Origin of the sequence: Pseudomonas sp. BF-R-01, assembly GCF_019946615.1 — a bacterium.
GTDB classification, from domain to species: Bacteria; Pseudomonadota; Gammaproteobacteria; order Pseudomonadales; family Pseudomonadaceae; genus Aquipseudomonas; species Aquipseudomonas migulae.
Map to the genome: position 1 here is coordinate 40,114 of NZ_JAGYFX010000019.1, position 17,721 is coordinate 57,834.

14 protein-coding genes are annotated in these 17,721 nt (G+C 60.4%); 10 read left to right on the plus strand and 4 right to left on the minus strand.

The features are described 5' to 3' along the window. Positions 1–417: 417 nt before the first annotated feature. A complete protein-coding gene (gbcA, locus tag KGB27_RS10075; RefSeq protein ID WP_008044830.1) occupies positions 418–1,713 on the minus strand; it encodes a glycine-betaine demethylase subunit GbcA in 1,296 nt (431 codons plus the stop codon). Positions 1,714–1,994: 281 nt separating this feature from the next. Here gbcA and gbcB point away from each other — a divergent pair, with 281 nt between their 5' ends. Further along, positions 1,995–3,095, plus strand: a complete 1,101-nt coding sequence (gbcB, locus tag KGB27_RS10080; protein ID WP_192227594.1) for a glycine-betaine demethylase subunit GbcB — start codon at positions 1,995–1,997, stop codon at positions 3,093–3,095. A 126-nt stretch (positions 3,096–3,221) separates the two neighbouring features. Here the strand turns inward: gbcB and KGB27_RS10085 are convergent, their stop codons facing one another. After that, positions 3,222–4,046 carry an SDR family oxidoreductase gene (locus KGB27_RS10085; RefSeq protein ID WP_223554238.1) on the minus strand — a complete coding sequence of 275 codons (825 nt, stop codon included), beginning with the start codon at positions 4,044–4,046 and terminating at the stop codon, positions 3,222–3,224. 620 nt (positions 4,047–4,666) lie between these two features. Beyond that, positions 4,667–5,707 carry a low specificity L-threonine aldolase gene (locus KGB27_RS10090; RefSeq protein WP_008035042.1) on the minus strand — a complete coding sequence of 347 codons (1,041 nt, stop codon included), beginning with the start codon at positions 5,705–5,707 and terminating at the stop codon, positions 4,667–4,669. A gap of 133 nt (positions 5,708–5,840) precedes the next feature. Here KGB27_RS10090 and KGB27_RS10095 point away from each other — a divergent pair, with 133 nt between their 5' ends. The 9 genes from KGB27_RS10095 (at position 5,841) to KGB27_RS10135 (ending at position 16,594) form a co-directional block, all read left to right on the plus strand. After that, the gene (locus KGB27_RS10095; RefSeq protein WP_223554259.1) at positions 5,841–6,551 is read left to right on the plus strand and encodes a TraX family protein; all 711 of its coding nucleotides are present in this window, start codon (positions 5,841–5,843) and stop codon (positions 6,549–6,551) included. Between the two features lie 283 nt (positions 6,552–6,834). Beyond that, positions 6,835–8,088, plus strand: a complete 1,254-nt coding sequence (gene glyA / locus KGB27_RS10100) for a serine hydroxymethyltransferase (protein ID WP_008035038.1) — start codon at positions 6,835–6,837, stop codon at positions 8,086–8,088. A gap of 23 nt (positions 8,089–8,111) precedes the next feature. Continuing rightward, the gene (locus tag KGB27_RS10105; protein WP_007947735.1) at positions 8,112–9,362 is read left to right on the plus strand and encodes a sarcosine oxidase subunit beta; all 1,251 of its coding nucleotides are present in this window, start codon (positions 8,112–8,114) and stop codon (positions 9,360–9,362) included. 14 nt (positions 9,363–9,376) lie between these two features. Continuing rightward, complete coding sequence (locus KGB27_RS10110; protein WP_008035036.1) at positions 9,377–9,706, plus strand: sarcosine oxidase subunit delta; 330 nt, start codon at positions 9,377–9,379, stop codon at positions 9,704–9,706. After that, complete coding sequence (locus KGB27_RS10115; protein ID WP_008035035.1) at positions 9,703–12,720, plus strand: sarcosine oxidase subunit alpha; 3,018 nt, start codon at positions 9,703–9,705, stop codon at positions 12,718–12,720. The genes KGB27_RS10110 and KGB27_RS10115 overlap by 4 nt, the downstream gene beginning before the upstream one ends. Positions 12,721–12,856: 136 nt before the next feature. Beyond that, on the plus strand, positions 12,857–13,489 hold the full coding sequence (locus tag KGB27_RS10120; protein ID WP_008035033.1) for a sarcosine oxidase subunit gamma: 633 nt from the start codon (positions 12,857–12,859) through the stop codon (positions 13,487–13,489). Between the two features lie 116 nt (positions 13,490–13,605). Continuing rightward, entirely contained in the window at positions 13,606–14,463 is an 858-nt protein-coding gene (gene purU, locus KGB27_RS10125) for a formyltetrahydrofolate deformylase (protein WP_008035031.1), read from the plus strand. A gap of 197 nt (positions 14,464–14,660) precedes the next feature. After that, a complete protein-coding gene (gene fdhA, locus KGB27_RS10130; protein WP_008035029.1) occupies positions 14,661–15,860 on the plus strand; it encodes a formaldehyde dehydrogenase, glutathione-independent in 1,200 nt (399 codons plus the stop codon). 185 nt (positions 15,861–16,045) lie between these two features. Beyond that, complete coding sequence (locus tag KGB27_RS10135; protein WP_192227599.1) at positions 16,046–16,594, plus strand: DUF2780 domain-containing protein; 549 nt, start codon at positions 16,046–16,048, stop codon at positions 16,592–16,594. A gap of 1 nt (position 16,595) precedes the next feature. Here the strand turns inward: KGB27_RS10135 and KGB27_RS10140 are convergent, their stop codons facing one another. Next, positions 16,596–17,483, minus strand: a complete 888-nt coding sequence (locus KGB27_RS10140; RefSeq protein WP_223554240.1) for an acyltransferase — start codon at positions 17,481–17,483, stop codon at positions 16,596–16,598. Between the last annotated feature and the right edge of the window lie 238 nt (positions 17,484–17,721).

Below are 17,721 nucleotides of genomic sequence, written 5' to 3' on the forward strand. Positions count from 1 at the left end.
GGCGCTTCTGTGGATAAGGTGTTCGCCATCCGCTACAGGCCACGTGCTGCGTGGCTTTCAGGTGTTAGGTTGAAAAACAACCAATCGCTGTTCAAAACCCTGCTTCTGGATAAGTCACGGATTTTCTTCGGTTTCTGTGGAGAAAGTTAGGGGGCGTCGCACACTTGTCCCCATTAGCTGTGGGTGGAGGTGTGGATAACTTGTTTGCGGAAGGCTGGAAGCCACGAACGGCATAGCGCTGAACGCAATAGATCATATTTCGTACAGTTCTATGGAGGGGAGGGGTATTGCAGATAGTGATGCGGTGATCAGTCGGACGCTATCGCGAGCAAGCCGGTCTCGCTCCCACATTGGATCTGTGTCGATCACAAATCCCCTGTGGGAGCGAGACCGGCTTGCCGGCGATGCTTTTGATCTTTAACCCTGAACCGGAACCCCTTTGAGGTAAGGCGCAGGCTCGGCGCCGAGGTTGTTCAGCAGACGCTCGCTGTACCAGTCCACAAAGTTCACCACACCAAACTCATAGGTCTTGGAGTAAGGCCCTGGCTGGTAAGCCGAGGAGTTGATGCCGCGCTGGTTTTCTTCAGCCAGGCGACGGTCCTGGTCGTTGGTGGCATCCCAGACCTGGCGCATGCGCTCCACGTCGTAGTCGACGCCTTCGACGGCATCCTTGTGCACGATCCACTTGGTGGTGACCATGGTTTCCTGCGCGCTGATCGGCCACACCGTGAAGACGATGATGTGGTCGCCCATGCAGTGGTTCCACGAGTGCGGCAGGTGCAGGATGCGCATCGAGCCCAGGTCCGGGTTCTTGATGCGGCCCATGAGTTTGGCGCAACCCTGTTTGCCGTCCATGGTCATCGACACGGTGCCCTTGAGCAGCGGCATGCGCACGATGCGGTTACGCAGGCCGAAGCTGGCGTGGGCGTAAGGAATCTTCTCGGCTTCCCAGGCAGCGGCGGAAGCGGCGACATGGTCCTTGAACGCCTGGTCGGCGCGCGGGTCGGTAACGTCGTCCCATTCCAGCAGGGTTTTCAGCAGTTCCGGGTGCGACGCGTTGCAGTGGTAGCACTCGCGGTTGTTTTCCAGCACCAGTTTCCAGTTGGCCTTTTCCATCAAGGTGGTTTGCACCGCCACCTTGGTGTTTTCCATGTCGTACGGTTCCATGTAATGGTTCAGCGTCGACAGGAAGTCATCGATGGCCGGCGGATTCTCCGACAGGCTGATGAAGATATAGCCGCCGGCGGTCTTCACGTTCACCGGTTTCAGGCCGTATTGCTTCATGTCGAAGTCGGCGCCCATCTCGGTGCCGGCGAACAGCAGGCGGCCGTCCAGCTCGTAGGTCCACTGGTGGTAGTGGCAGACCAGCTTGGCGACTTTGCCTTTTTCACTGGTGCACAGCCGCGAACCGCGGTGACGGCAGACGTTGTGGAAGGCGTGTACCACGCCTTCGGCGCCGCGAATCACGATGATCGGGTTCTTGCCGACTTGCAGGGTCAGGTAGTTGCCCTTGGTCGGGATTTCGCAGGTCATGCCGGCGATCAACCACTCTTTCTGGAAGATCTCCTGCATGTCGATATCAAACAGCCGCTCGTCAGAGTAAAACGGCTGCGGCAGCGAGAAGGTGCGCTCGCGTTCTTGCAGCATCTGCGCGGTGGCCTTGCGTGCGGGTTCCAGCGGATCGCCCAGGCTGATTTTTGCGGTGACGTCCATCGTGTATATCCTCAAGGCCATCTGCGTGGCCGCGAAAGTGGCTGATCAGGGTTGCTACGCAAGGTGTAAAGGTTATGTCTTGGTATGGGGCGAGTGTGGGGCCGGCGTTGCCCGGAACCTTATCCATGGGCGACATGGCCCAATCTGTTCCCGACGCGTAACCCCCGGCAGTTGGGGGCTGGTCGCGATAAGTATGTGAATGTCGCAGATAGGTAAATGGGTGGTCTGCGCTATACGCAGAATCGTCAACATAAGGCCGACCATCGGCGGTGGAGAACAGCATGTCCAACAGCTTCCTGAATCCGGTAACCACCCAGACCTGGGCCAATGGCCGACACATCGTCCGTTGCGTCAAAGTCATCCAGGAAACCTGGGATGTGCGCACCTTCTGCTTTATGGCCGACCAGCCGATCATGTTCTTCTTCAAGCCGGGGCAATTCGTCACCCTGGAGCTGGAAATCGATGGCCAGCAGATCATGCGTTCGTACACCATTTCCAGCTCGCCCTCGGTGCCGTACAGCTTTTCGGTAACGATCAAGCGCGTGCCGGGCGGCAAGGTTTCGAACTGGCTGCACGACACCCTGCATGAGGGCTACGAACTGGCGGTGCACGGCCCGGTCGGGCTGTTTAACGCGATCGACTTCCCGAACCCGAAAGTGCTGTACCTCAGTGGCGGCGTGGGCATCACGCCGTGCATGTCCATGGCCCGCTGGTTCTTCGATACCAACGGCAATGTCGACATGGCGTTTATCCACAGCGCCCGCTCGCCGAAAGACATCATTTATCACCGCGAGCTGGAACACATGGCAGCGCGGATCGAAAATTTCAGCCTGCACCTGATCTGTGAAAAACATGGTTTTGGTGAGCCATGGGCCGGTTATCGCGGTTATCTGAACCACAAGATGCTGGAACTGATGGTCCCGGACTTCCTTGAGCGCGAAGTGTTCTGCTGCGGCCCGACGCCTTACATGAACGCGGTCAAGCGCCTGCTGGAAAACGCCGGCTTCAATATGAAGCACTACCACGAGGAATCGTTCGGCGCCACGCCGCCAGAGGCGATCGCCGATGCCGTGGAGAATGCCGAGCAGGCCGCTGACGCGCCGGAAATCGATGCGGCTGATTTGCATGAGGTGGAATTCACCGCCTCGGGCAAGAGCATCCGCGTGGCACCGGGCGAGACCGTGCATGCGGCGGCCGCCAAGGTCGGCCTGATGATTCCGAAAGCTTGCGGCATGGGCATTTGCGGCACCTGCAAGGTGCTCAAGCTTGGCGGCGAAGTGGAGATGGACCACAACGGCGGGATCACCGAGGAGGACGAAGCCGAAGGGTTCATCCTGTCGTGCTGCAGCGTGCCGAAGGGCGACGTTCGCATCGAGTACTAATGGTCGCACGATAAACCTGTAGGAGCTGTCGAGTGAAACGAGGCGGCGATCTTTTGACCTTGATTTTTGAAGTCAAAAGATCGCCGCCTCGTTTCACTCGACAGCTCCTACAAGGTTGTGGATATCTCAGTCGACGAATAGGTCTGGCATCAGCTTGTCGTTGGTGCCGGGCTCAAAGCGGTAATGATCGAATTCGGTTGCGCCGTGCTCCCGCAGAATTTCCTCATCAATCAGCAGCCGACCGGTGATGCTGCGACCGCTGCTGTCCAGGATGGCGTGAGCAGCATCCGCCATGATTTCCGGCGTGCGCGCATGTTTGAAGGATTCACGCGAACCTAGCTGAAATTCGATGGCGGCGGTGGCGATCATCGTCTGCGGCCACAGCGAGTTGACACTGATCCCGTAATTCTTGAATTCCTCGCTCATGCCCAACGTGAGCATGCTCATGCCGTATTTGGTCACGGTGTACGGGCTGTATTGGGCGAACCACTTGGTTGCCAGGTTCAGTGGTGGTGACAAGTTGAGGATATGACCGCTGCTTTTCTTCAGGTAAGGCAGGGCTGCCTGGCTGCACAGCAATACGGCGCGGGTGTTGATCTGGTGCATCAGGTCAAAGCGCTTGAGCTCGATGTGCTGAACCCCGGTCAGCTTGATCGCGCCGGCGTTGTTGACCAGCGCATCGATGCCGCCGAAATGCTCGTTGGCCTGGGCCAGAGCCTCACGCACCGCGACTTCATCACGCACATCCACCTGCAGGGCGAGCGCCTTGCCGCCGGCGGCTTCGACTTCCTTTGCGACGCTGAAAATCGTGCCCGGTAATTTAGCGTGCGGCTCGGCACTTTTGGCTGCAATCACGATGTTGGCCCCATCGCGCGCGGCCCGCAGCGCGATCTCACGACCAATCCCGCGGCTGGCGCCGGTGATGAGCAGGGTTTTGCCTTGAAGGGACATGCGTGCGCTCCTGATTATTGTTATCTGAGCGCTTCAATGTAGACCAACATGCGTGGTGCATCTTGCTGGCGATGGCGGTGTGTCAGGCACACCGCGTCGTCTGGATCGCCAGCAAGCCGGCTCCTACAGGTTTTTCGTCGTACGCAGAATGGCAGGCAGGGCGGGAATTTGTAGGAGCCGGCTTGCCGGCGATGGCGGTGTGTCAGGCATACCGCGTCGTCTGGATCGCCAGCAAGCTGGCTCCTACAGGGTTTGTGTCGTACGCAGGATGGGAGGTAGGGCGGGAATTTGTAGGAGCCGGCTTGCCGGCGATGGCGGTGTGTCGGGTGCACCGCGTCGTCTGGATCGCCAGCAAGCCGGCTCCTACAGGGTTTGTGTCGTACGCGGAATGGGAGGTGGGGCGGGAGTTTGTAGGAGCCGGCTTGCCGGCGATGGCGGTGTGTCGGGTGCACCGCGTCGCGGCGATCGCCAGCAAGCTGGCTCCTACAGGGTTTGTGTCGTACGCAGGATGGCAGGCGGGGCGGGAATTTGTAGGAGCCGGCTTGCCGGCGATGACGGTGTGTCAGGCACACCGCGTCGTCTGGATCGCCAGCAAGCTGGCTCCTACAGGGTTTGTGTTGTTAGCGGGACATCACTTCGCGAATATCCGCTGCCAATTCACGTACGCGTTCTTCCTCGGTGTCCCAGGAGCACATGAAACGTGCGCCGCCGTTGCCGATGAAGGTGTAGAAGCGCCAGCCCTTGGCGGTCAGTGCGGCGATGGCCGGTTCCGAGAGTTGCAGGAACACGCCGTTGGCCTGCACCGGGAACATCAGTTCCACGCCCTGGATATCGCTGACCAGTTCCGCCAGCAGTTGCGCACAGTGGTTGGCGTGGCGGGCATATTTGAGCCAGGCATCGTTTTCCAGAATCCCGACCCACGGCGCCGAGAGGAAGCGCATCTTCGAGGCCAGTTGCCCGGCCTGCTTGCAGCGGTAGTCAAAGTCTTCGGCCAGTTTGTGGTTGAAGAACAGAATCGCTTCACCCACTGCCATGCCGTTTTTCGTGCCGCCGAAGCACAGCACGTCAACACCAGCCTTCCAGGTCAGGTCGGCCGGTGTGCAGCCGAGGAATGCGCAGGCGTTGGAGAAGCGCGCGCCGTCCATGTGCAGGTTCAGGCCGAGTTCTTTGCAGGTGGCGCTGATGGCGCGGATTTCTTCCGGGGTGTAGACGCTGCCGACTTCGGTGGCCTGGGTCAGGGTCACGACGCGCGGTTTCGGGTAGTGAATGTCCTGGCGCTTGAGGGCCACTTCGCGGATCGATTCCGGGGTCAGCTTGCCGTTCTCGGTGCGAGCGACCAGCAGCTTGGAGCCGTTGGAAAAGAATTCCGGCGCGCCGCATTCGTCGGTTTCGACGTGGGCGGTTTCCGAGCAGATCACGCTGTGGTAACTCTGGCACAGCGACGACAAGGCCAGGGAGTTGGCGGCGGTGCCGTTGAAGGCGAAGAACACTTCGCAGTCGGTTTCGAACAGTTTGCGGAAATCATCGGACGCGCGAGCGGTCCATTCATCGTCGCCGTAGGCGCGCTGGTGGCCGTGGTTGGCCTGTTCCATCGCCGCCCAGGCTTCAGGGCAGATACCGGAATAGTTGTCGCTGGCGAATTGTTGGCTCTTATCGGTCATGGCCCTGCTTTCCGTGGTCGGGACGCTTATGGTGAAGCGTCTCGTGGTCAATGATGGTGCGCACTTTACCGAAGATCATCCGGCGAGCACACAGGATGCGTCTGACAGAAAAATACAAAGACGACGGGCGATTATGCACATGACTCAACGGGATGGGGCACTGGATCTGCTCAAGTGGCTGGCGCTGTTGAGCATGGTGCTCGATCACCTGCGATATGTCGGTTATTCCCTCGATCTGCTGTATGTGCCCGGACGACTGGCGTTTCCGTGGTTTTGTCTGGCAATGGCGGCGAACCTGTCGCGTTCACGACAAGTCACACATCAATGGCGGTATCTGGGCTGGTTGATTCTGTTTAGTGCTATCAGCGAAATCCCTTACAGGATGTTCATCCCCGATCCCGACACCTTGAACGTGCTGCCTACGCTGGCGCTTGGGCTGTTGGTCGCGCGTGGCTGGCAACAAAAGACGCTGCCATCGCGCCTGCTTGCGGTTGCTGTCTTAGTGCTGGCAGCGGTGTTCACGGAATACCTGATGTTCGGCGTTTTTGGTGTGTTGTTGCCGCTGGCGATGTTGCTGGTGGTCAAGCGGCCCTGGTATTTCAGCCTGTTGCCGGGGTTGATCTGTCTGGCCGCCAATCAGTGGGAGGTGCTGTATTACTCCGCCCGGTTGGGTAACAGTGCGGCGATCCTCGGCATTGCCACTTGCTTGGTCGCACCGCTGTTGGGAATGTTCCTGTTGCGACATACGCGACAAATAACGCCACCACCGATGCGGCGTTGGGCGTATGCCCTTTATCCGCTGCATTTCCTGCTGCTGCTACTCGTCCGTCAAATCGTCACCTAACCCCTGTAGGAGCGAGCCTGCTCGCGATGGCGGCGGGTCAGTCGACATCAATGTTGAATGTAAGGCCGCTATCGCGAGCAGGCTCACTCCCACAGGGATCTCTACTGGTTCAAGGATCGTGTTCGTTCAGCCATTTCGGTCTATGTCGTAAACGCACCTTTGCGTGGCGTCCGTAGGCATTTGACCTGTCTGCGCCGGTCATACCATCGCTATCAAAGGGCACTGCCGAAACGCCGTGCCTTACCGAGACGAATGGCGCACAGATGCCGCTGGGAGAGACGCGATGTTCAGCAAGCAAGACCAGATCAAAGGTTACGACGATGCACTGCTGGCGGCGATGAATGCCGAGGAGCAACGCCAGGAAGATCACATCGAGCTGATCGCGTCCGAGAACTACACCAGCAAACGCGTCATGGAAGCGCAGGGCAGCGGCCTGACCAACAAATACGCCGAAGGCTATCCGGGCAAGCGCTACTACGGTGGCTGCGAGCACGTCGACAAGGTTGAAGCGCTGGCCATCGAACGCGCCAAGCAACTGTTCGGCGCCGATTACGCCAACGTGCAGCCGCACTCCGGTTCTTCGGCCAACAGCGCCGTTTACCTGGCCCTGCTGCAAGCCGGCGACACCATTCTGGGCATGAGCCTGGCCCACGGCGGTCACCTGACCCACGGCGCCAAGGTTTCGTCTTCGGGCAAGCTGTACAACGCCGTGCAGTACGGCATCGACACCAAGACCGGTCTGATCGACTACGACGAAGTCGAGCGCCTGGCCGTCGAGTGCAAGCCGAAAATGATCGTTGCCGGCTTCTCGGCTTACTCCAAGACCCTCGACTTCCCACGCTTCCGTCAGATCGCGGACAAGGTCGGTGCGCTGCTGTTCGTCGACATGGCCCACGTTGCCGGTCTGGTCGCTGCCGGCCTGTACCCGAACCCGCTGCCGTACGCCGACGTGGTGACCACCACCACCCACAAGACCCTGCGCGGTCCGCGTGGCGGCCTGATCCTGGCCAAGGCCAACGAAGAAATCGAGAAGAAGCTCAACGCTGCCGTGTTCCCGGGTGCCCAGGGCGGCCCGCTGATGCACGTCATCGCCGGTAAAGCGGTGTGCTTCAAGGAAGCGCTGGAGCCAGGTTTCAAGGCTTACCAGCAACAAGTGATCGATAACGCCCAGGCCATGGCCGGCGTATTTATCAAACGCGGCTACGATGTAGTGTCCGGCGGCACCGATAACCACCTGTTCCTGGTCAGCCTGATTCGTCAGGGTCTCACCGGCAAAGAGGCGGATGCAGCACTCGGTCGCGCCCACATCACTGTGAACAAGAACGCTGTCCCGAACGATCCACAGTCGCCGTTCGTCACTTCCGGCCTGCGCATCGGCACCCCTGCGGTGACCACGCGCGGCTTCAAGGTGACCCAGTGCGTCACGCTGGCCGGCTGGATCTGCGACATCCTCGACAACCTCGGCGACGCCGATGTCGAAGCGAACGTCGCGCAGCAAGTGTCGGCCCTGTGCGCGGACTTCCCGGTTTATCGCTGAGCGCGGTTTTGGAGTAAATGACTATGCAACGCTACTCGGGCTTCGGCCTCTTCAAACACTCCCTCAGCCATCATGAAAACTGGCAGAAAATGTGGCGCACGCCGACCCCTAAAAAGGTCTATGACGTGGTCATCGTCGGCGGTGGCGGGCATGGTCTCGCCACGGCTTACTACCTGGCCAAGGAACACGGCATCACCAACGTGGCCGTGGTCGAAAAAGGCTGGCTGGGCGGCGGTAACACCGCGCGCAACACCACCATCGTTCGCTCCAACTACCTGTGGGACGAGTCGGCGCACCTGTACGAACACGCGATGAAACTGTGGGAAGGCCTGTCCCAGGACCTGAACTACAACGTGATGTTCTCCCAGCGCGGCGTCTACAACCTGTGCCACACCCTGCAGGACATTCGTGATTCCGAGCGTCGGGTCAGCGCCAACCGCCTCAACGGCGTGGACGGCGAACTGCTCGATGCCAAGCAAGTAGCGGACGAGATTCCGTACCTCGACTGCTCGAAGAACACTCGCTACCCGGTGATGGGCGCTACCGTCCAGCGCCGCGGCGGCGTCGCCCGTCACGATGCCGTGGCATGGGGCTTTGCCCGTGCCGCTGACGCACTCGGCGTGGACCTGATCCAGCAGACCGAAGTGATCGGTTTCCGCAAGGAAAACGGTGTGTGCATCGGCGTTGAAACCAACAAGGGCTTCATCGGCGCCAAGCGCGTCGGCGTGGTCACCGCCGGTAACTCCGGGCACATGGCCAAACTCGCCGGTTTCCGTCTGCCGATCGAATCCCACCCGCTGCAAGCGCTGGTGTCCGAGCCGATCAAGCCGATTATCGACAGCGTGATCATGTCCAACGCCGTACACGGTTACATCAGCCAGTCCGACAAGGGCGACCTGGTGATCGGCGCCGGTATCGACGGCTACAACGGCTACGGCCAGCGTGGTTCGTACCCGGTGATCGAGCACACCATCCAGGCCATCGTCGAGATGTTCCCGGTGTTGTCCCGCGTACGCATGAACCGGCAGTGGGGCGGCATCGTCGACACCACGCCGGATGCCTGCCCGATCATCTCGAAAACCCCGGTCCCGAACATGTTCTTCAACTGCGGTTGGGGCACCGGTGGCTTCAAGGCAACACCTGGCTCGGGCAACGTGTTTGCCGCGAGCCTGGCCAAGGGTGAAATGCACCCATTGGCCGCACCTTTCTCCATCGACCGTTTCCACAACGGTGCGTTGATCGATGAACACGGCGCTGCTGCGGTTGCCCACTAACAGGAGAAATCCCCATGTTGCATATCTTCTGTCCTCACTGCGGCGAGCTGCGCTCTGAAGAGGAATTCCACGCATCCGGCCAGGCGCACATCCCGCGTCCACTGGATCCGAACACCTGCACCGACGAGGAGTGGGGCGACTACATGTTCTTCCGCGATAACCCTCGCGGCCTGCACCACGAGCTGTGGGATCACGTTGCCGGTTGCCGTCAGTACTTCAACGTCACCCGCGACACCGTGACCTACGAGATTCTCGAGACTTACAAGATCGGCACCAAGCCACAATTCACCGACAAGACCGATAGCTCGAAAGCGGCTACGACGGCTCTGGGAGAGAAGGTATGAGCCAGATCAATCGCCTGTCCAACGGCGGACGGATCGACCGCAACAAAGTGCTGAGCTTCACCTTCAACGGCCAGACCTACAAAGGCTTTGAAGGCGATTCCCTGGCCGCTGCACTGCTGGCCAACGGCGTCGACATCATCGGTCGCAGCTTCAAGTATTCCCGTCCGCGCGGCATCTTCGCCGCCGGTGCCGAAGAGCCGAACGCCGTGCTGCAGATCGGCGCGACCGAAGCCACGCAAATCCCGAACGTACGCGCCACGCAACAAGCGCTGTATCAGGGCCTGGTCGCCACCAGCACCAACGGCTGGCCGAGCGTGAACAACGACATGATGGGGATTCTCGGCAAGGTCGGCGGCAAGCTGATGCCACCGGGCTTCTACTACAAAACCTTCATGTACCCGCAATCGTTCTGGATGACTTACGAGAAGTACATTCGTAAGGCTGCCGGTCTTGGCCGCTCGCCGACCGAGAACGATCCGGACACCTACGACTACATGAACCAGCACTGCGACGTGCTGATCGTCGGCGGTGGCCCGGCTGGCCTGGCCGCTGCTTTGGCAGCCGCTCGCAGCGGTGCTCGCGTCATTCTGGCCGATGAGCAGGAAGAGTTCGGCGGCAGCCTGCTCGACTCCCGCGAAAGCCTCGACGGCAAACCTGCCGTGGAATGGGTCGCCAGCGTCCTCGACGAACTGAAGAACACCCCGGACGTGCTGCTGTTGCCGCGCGCCACGGTCAACGGCTACCACGACCATAACTTCCTGACCATTCACGAGCGCCTGACCGATCACCTCGGCGACCGCGCCCCGATTGGCCAGGTGCGTCAGCGCATCCACCGGGTTCGCGCCAAGCGTGTGGTGCTGGCGACCGGCGCTCACGAGCGTCCACTGGTCTACGGCAACAACGACGTGCCGGGCAACATGCTCGCCGGCGCTGTGTCGACTTACGTCCGTCGCTACGGCGTGGCACCGGGTAAAAAACTGGTGCTGTCGACCAACAACGATCACGCCTACCGCGTTGCACTGGATTGGCTCGACGCCAGTCTGCAAGTGGTGGCCATCGCCGACGCCCGCAGCAATCCGCGTGGTGCACTGGTTGAAGAAGCCCGTGCCAAAGGCATTCGCATCCTGACCGGCAGCGCCGTGATCGAGGCCCGTGGCAGCAAGCACGTGACCGCCGCTCGCGTTGCCGCGATCGACGTCAAAGCCCACGCCGTGACCAGCCCTGGCGAGTGGCTCGAATGCGACCTGGTTGCCAGTTCCGGCGGTTACAGCCCGGTGGTTCACCTGGCTTCGCACTTGGGTGGCAAGCCAATCTGGCGTGAAGACATCCTCGGTTTCGTACCGGGCGAAGCACCGCAGAAACGCGTGTGCGTCGGTGGCATCAACGGCGTCTACGGCCTCGGCGATTCGCTGGCCGACGGTTTTGAAGGCGGCGCTCGCGCAGCCAGCGAAGCCGGTTTCAGTGTGGTCGAAGGCTCCTTGCCGAAAGCCCTGAGCCGCCTGGAAGAGCCTACGTTGGCGCTGTTCCAGGTGCCGCACGAAAAGAACACCGCACGTGCGCCGAAGCAATTCGTCGACCTGCAAAACGACGTCACCGCCGCCGCCATTGAACTGGCGACCCGCGAGGGCTTCGAGTCGGTCGAGCACGTCAAACGCTACACCGCACTGGGCTTCGGCACTGACCAGGGCAAGCTCGGCAACGTCAACGGCCTGGCCATCGCCGCCCGTTCGCTGAACGTGACCATCCCGCAGATGGGCACCACCATGTTCCGTCCGAACTACACGCCGGTGACTTTCGGCGCCGTGGCCGGCCGTCACTGTGGGCACATCTTCGAACCTGTACGCTTCACTGCGCTGCATCACTGGCACGTGAAGAATGGCGCCGAATTCGAAGACGTCGGTCAGTGGAAACGTCCTTGGTACTTCCCGAAAAACGGTGAAGACATTCACGCCGCCGTGAAACGCGAATGCAAAGCCGTGCGCGACAGCGTCGGCCTGCTGGATGCGTCGACCCTCGGCAAGATCGACATTCAAGGCCCGGATGCGCGTGAGTTCCTCAACCGCGTCTACACCAACGCCTGGACCAAGCTCGACGTGGGCAAGGCGCGTTATGGCCTGATGTGCAAAGAAGACGGCATGGTCTTCGACGACGGCGTCACCGCTTGCCTCGCCGACAACCATTTCGTGATGACCACCACCACCGGCGGCGCTGCACGCGTGCTGCAATGGCTGGAAATCTACTCACAGACCGAATGGCCAGAGCTGAAGGTGTACTTCACTTCCGTGACGGATCACTGGGCAACCATGACCTTGTCCGGGCCGAACAGCCGCAAGCTGCTCAGCGAAGTCACCGACATCGACCTGAGCAACGAAGCCTTCCCGTTCATGACCTGGAAAGAAGGCCTGGTCGGCGGTGTGCCGGCGCGGGTGTTCCGGATCTCGTTTACCGGTGAGCTGTCGTACGAAGTCAACGTGCAAGCCGACTACGCCATGGGCGTGCTCGAAAAAATCGCCGAGGCCGGCAAGCAGTACAACCTGACGCCGTACGGCACCGAAACCATGCACATCCTGCGTGCGGAGAAGGGCTTCATCATCGTCGGTCAGGACACTGACAGCTCGATGACCCCGGACGACCTGAACATGGGCTGGTGTGTCGGTCGCACCAAACCGTTCTCGTGGATCGGCTGGCGTGGCATGAATCGCGAAGACTGCGTGCGTGATCAACGTAAACAACTGGTGGGCCTGAAGCCGATCGATCCGACCAAATGGCTGCCGGAAGGTGCGCAACTGGTGTTCAACACCAAGCAGACGATCCCGATGACGATGGTCGGTCACGTCACCTCCAGCTACCTGCACAACTCCCTCGGCTATTCGTTTGCCATGGGCGTGGTCAAGGGCGGCTTGAAGCGGATCGGCGAGCGCGTATTCGCTCCGCTGGCCGATGGCAGCGTGATCGAGGCGGAAATCGTTTCTTCGGTGTTCTTCGATCCGAAAGGCGATCGCCAGAACATCTGACACCACAGCCCCTGTAGGAGCGAGGCTTGCCCGCGAAGAACGATGACGCGGTGCCTCAGTAAAACCGAGTCGATGCCTTCGCGGGCAAGCCTCGCTCCCACAGGTGAGATGCAAGAACTTCAGGAACAGGTGCTTTATGACCGCAGCCAATGTTTACCAACAACGCCCAACCACCGGGGCCAAGGCCGAGTCGTCGCTGCATCATGCCGACCTCGCCAGCCTGGTCGGCAAGGGTCGCAAAAACGCCGGCGTGATCGTGCGTGAGAAAAAACTCCTCGGCCACCTGACCATCCGTGGCGATGGCCACGATGCCGCGTTCGCCGCTGGCGTGCACAAGGCCCTGGGCATCGAATTGCCGAGCGCGCTGACCGTCATCGTCAAGGGCGAAACCAGCCTGCAATGGATGGGGCCGGATGAGTATTTGCTGATCGTGCCGACCGGCGAAGAATTTGCCGCCGAGAAAAAGCTCCGTGAAGCGCTGGGCGACCTGCACATCCAGATCGTCAACGTCAGCGGTGGCCAGCAGATCCTCGAACTGAGCGGTCCGAACGTGCGCCAGGTGCTGATGAAGTCCACCAGCTACGACGTACACCCCAACAGCTTCCCGGTCGGCAAGGCTGTCGGCACCGTGTTTGCCAAATCGCAACTGGTGATCCGCCACACCGCCGAAGACACCTGGGAACTGCTGATCCGTCGCAGCTTCTCGGATTACTGGTGGTTGTGGTTGCAGGATGCGGCGGCCGAGTACGGGCTTAGCGTTCAGGCCTGAGATTGCCTTCGCGGGCAAGCCTCGCTCCTACAGGGAGATGCATTCCAAATGTAGGAGCCGGCTTGCCGGCGATCAACCGCGCAGCGGTTGCCCATAACAACAGGAGTCACCGCACTATGAGCCGCGCCCCAGACACATGGATTCTGACCGCCGACTGCCCAAGCGTCCTCGGCACCGTGGACGCGGTGACCCGCTTTCTGTTCGAGCAGGGCTGCTACGTCACCGAGCACCATTCGTTCGATGACCGGCTCTCGGGTCGTTTCTTCATTCGCGTGGAATTCCGTCAGCCTGACGGTTTCGACGAACAAGCCTTCCGCGCAGGGCTGGAAGAGCGTGGCCAGGCGTTCGGCATGATCTTCGAGCTGACCCCGCCGCATCACCGCCCGAAAGTGGTGATCATGGTCTCCAAGGCCGATCACTGCCTCAATGATTTGCTCTACCGCCAACGCATCGGCCAGTTGTCGATGGACGTCGCCGCTGTGGTTTCCAACCACCCGGACCTCAAGCCGTTGGCCGACTGGCACCAGATTCCGTACTACCACTTCCCGCTCGACCCGAACGACAAACCGTCGCAAGAGCGCCAGGTGTTGCAGGTGATCGAAGAATCCGGTGCCGAGCTGGTGATCCTTGCGCGCTACATGCAGGTGTTGTCGCCGGAGCTGTGCCGCAAACTCGATGGCAAGGCGATCAATATTCACCACTCCCTGCTGCCCGGTTTCAAAGGCGCCAAGCCGTATCACCAGGCCTACAACAAGGGCGTGAAACTGGTCGGCGCCACGGCGCATTACATCAACAACGACCTGGACGAAGGCCCGATCATCGCCCAGGGCGTGGAGGTGGTGGACCACAGTCATTACCCGGAAGATTTGATCGCCAAGGGGCGGGATATCGAGGGGCTGACGTTGGCGCGGGCGGTTGGGTATCACATCGAAAGACGGGTGTTTTTGAACGCCAATCGCACCGTCGTTCTTTAGATCGCCTTCGCGGGCAAGCCTCGCTCCTACAGGTGAGCGAGTTGCCCTTGTAGGAGCGAGTGGTGCGGCATCCCGACTTGCCCGCGAAGGGGCCATAACAAACAACACAAGACACACAGGCAATAACCCGAGCAATCAACGCGCCGCCGATCCTGGGCGACGCGGCTATTACATAAAAACAACAGCGAGGTGAAAGCATGTCTGGCAATCGTGGTGTGGTGTATCTCGGCGCTGGCAAGGTCGAAGTACAGAAAATCGACTATCCGAAAATGCAGGACCCGCGTGGCAGGAAGATCAACCACGCCGTTATCCTGCGCGTGGTTTCCACCAACATCTGTGGTTCCGACCAGCACATGGTGCGCGGTCGTACCACTGCTCAAACCGGTCTGGTACTGGGTCACGAAATCACCGGTGAAGTGATCGAGAAGGGCAGCGACGTCGAGAACCTGCAGATCGGCGACCTGGTGTCCGTTCCGTTCAACGTGGCTTGCGGGCGCTGCCGTTCCTGCAAGGAAATGCACACCGGCGTCTGCCTCAGCGTTAACCCGGCACGTCCGGGCGGTGCTTACGGTTACGTCGACATGGGCGACTGGACCGGCGGCCAGGCTGAGTACGCGATGGTGCCGTACGCTGACTTCAACCTGCTGAAACTGCCCGACCGCGATCGCGCGATGGAAAAAATCCGCGACCTGACCTGCCTCTCCGACATCCTGCCGACCGGCTACCACGGCGCAGTGACTGCCGGCGTTGGCCCAGGCAGCACGGTGTACATCGCCGGTGCCGGTCCGGTTGGTCTGGCGGCTGCCGCTTCCGCTCGCCTGCTGGGTGCGGCAGTGGTCATCGTCGGTGACGTCAACACCGTTCGCCTGGCGCACGCCAAGGCGCAGGGCTTTGAAATCGCCGACCTGTCCCTGGACACCCCACTGCACGAACAAATCGCCGCATTGCTGGGCGAGCCAGAAGTGGATTGCGCCATCGACGCCGTGGGCTTCGAAGCGCGTGGTCACGGCCATGACGGCGTGAAGCACGAGGCTCCGGCCACCGTGCTCAACTCGTTGATGGGCGTGGTTCGGGTAGCCGGCAAAATCGGTATCCCAGGCCTGTACGTGACTGAAGACCCGGGTGCCGTGGACGCGGCCGCGAAAATGGGCAGCCTGAGCATTCGCTTCGGTTTGGGCTGGGCCAAATCCCACAGCTTCCACACCGGCCAGACCCCGGTGATGAAGTACAACCGCCAGCTGATGCAGGCGATCATGTGGGACCGCATCAACATCGCCGAAGTGGTGGGCGTTCAGGTGATCAGCCTGGATCAAGCACCTCAGGGCTACGGTGAGTTCGATGCAGGCGTACCGAAGAAGTTTGTGATCGATCCACACAAACTGTTCAGCGCGGCATAAGGCTTCACGCAATACAAAACGGCGACCCTCGGGTCGCCGTTTTTGTTTGAGTCATCCATCTGTCCAGTGACGAACGGGCTCAAAATGGGCGTAGCGCTGAGGAACATGCCGGCAGAAGCCGAGTCAAATCGGCAGGTTTTTCCGCCCATTGCCGGGCGGTTTTCATGGCGCAAGAGGATGTCTGGATGAAGTTTTCACGTGGTTTTGTACTGGCATCGCTCATGACTCTGGCGGCCAGTCCGGTCTTCGCGCAGTTCAGCTTGAGCGATGCAGCCAGTGCCATTTCCGGCATGAAAGACGATAACGCCACCACAGCGGCAGCGCCGACTGCTGAAACAGCCGATCTGCTGGGTGCGCTCAGCGAGTTGAACCTGACGCCACAACAATTGCTTGGCGGTACCGGAGCGATGCTCGGCCTGGCGAAGAATCAATTGAGTTCAACCGACTATTCGGAACTGGCCCAAAGCGTACCGGGCATCGACATGCTGTCCGGCGGCGGTGAACTGGGGGCCATCGCCGGTTTGCTCGGTTCGTCCGGCAAGGTGGCCGGGCTGGACAATGTCTTGGGCAACGTCAAGGACACCAATGACCTGAACAATGCGTTCAGCGCATTGGGCATGGAAAGCGGCATGATCGGTCAGTTTGCCCCGCTGATTCTGCAATACCTCGGTCAGCAGGGCGTCGCCGGTTCGCTGCTGCAGAACCTGGGCGGGATCTGGGGCGCCGGCACCTGATTCAGCGGCGCTCGACGCGCAAGGCGTCGATGCGCCGGTCCTTCTCGATCCAGAGCTGGTTGACCCAGTTCTGGACCGTTTCGCGAAACACCGGATCGTTCTCGTAATCGCCCTGCCACAGCGCTGGGTCGAGTTCGCGGGTCTTGATGTCGATGATGACCCTCGGCACGTTGCCGCTGATCAAATCCCAAAACCCCGGAATCTTCTGCTGCGGATACACCACCGTCACATCGAGAATGGCGTCCAGCTGTTCACCCATTGCCGCCAGCACAAACGCCACGCCGCCAGCCTTGGGCTTGAGCAAATGGGTGAACGGTGACTGCTGCTGAGTGCTTTTCGCCGCCGTGAACCGGGTGCCTTCCAGGTAATTGACCACCGTCACCGGCTGGCGCTTGTACAGTTCGCACGCCGCTTTGGTGATCTCCAGGTCCTTGCCGGCAAGCGTCGGGTTCTTCTCCAGAAACGCCTTGGTGTAACGCTTCATGAACGGGTAATCCAGCGCCCACCACGCCAGGCCCAGGAATGGCACCCAAATCAGTTCTTTCTTGAGGAAGAACTTGAAGAACGGCGTGCGCCGGTTGAGGGTCTGGATCAGTGCCGGAATGTCCACCCAGGTTTGGTGGTTGCTGATCACCAGGTACGACGTGTCGACCCGCAGGTCATCGCCGCCTCGCACGTCCCATTGCGTGGGGATGCACAGACGGAAGATCAGCTTGTCGATCTCGGCCCAGGTCTCGGCGATCCACATCACTGCAGCTGATGCGTAATCACGCAAGCGGCCGGGCAGGACCAGTTTGAGCAGGGCAAACACCATCAGCGGTCCGAACAGGACCAGGGTGTTGAGCAACAGCAGCAGGGTAACGAAACAGCCGGTGAGCAGGCGGCGCATAAGTAACTCTTGAAAGCGTTTGGGCGCGCCATGATAAGCAGCTTCGGGCGACAGGCCAAATCGGGGGGAACGAATGTTTCACGGTTGCGTGGGTATGCTGGAACTGTGGCGATTGTTACGGCCTCTTCGCGGGCAAGCCTCGCTCCTACAGGAATGGCGCAGGCCTTGTAGGAGCGAGGCTTGCCCGCGAAGCGATCTTAAGAACGAACGAATTGCTCACCGACGGTCTAAAATTCCG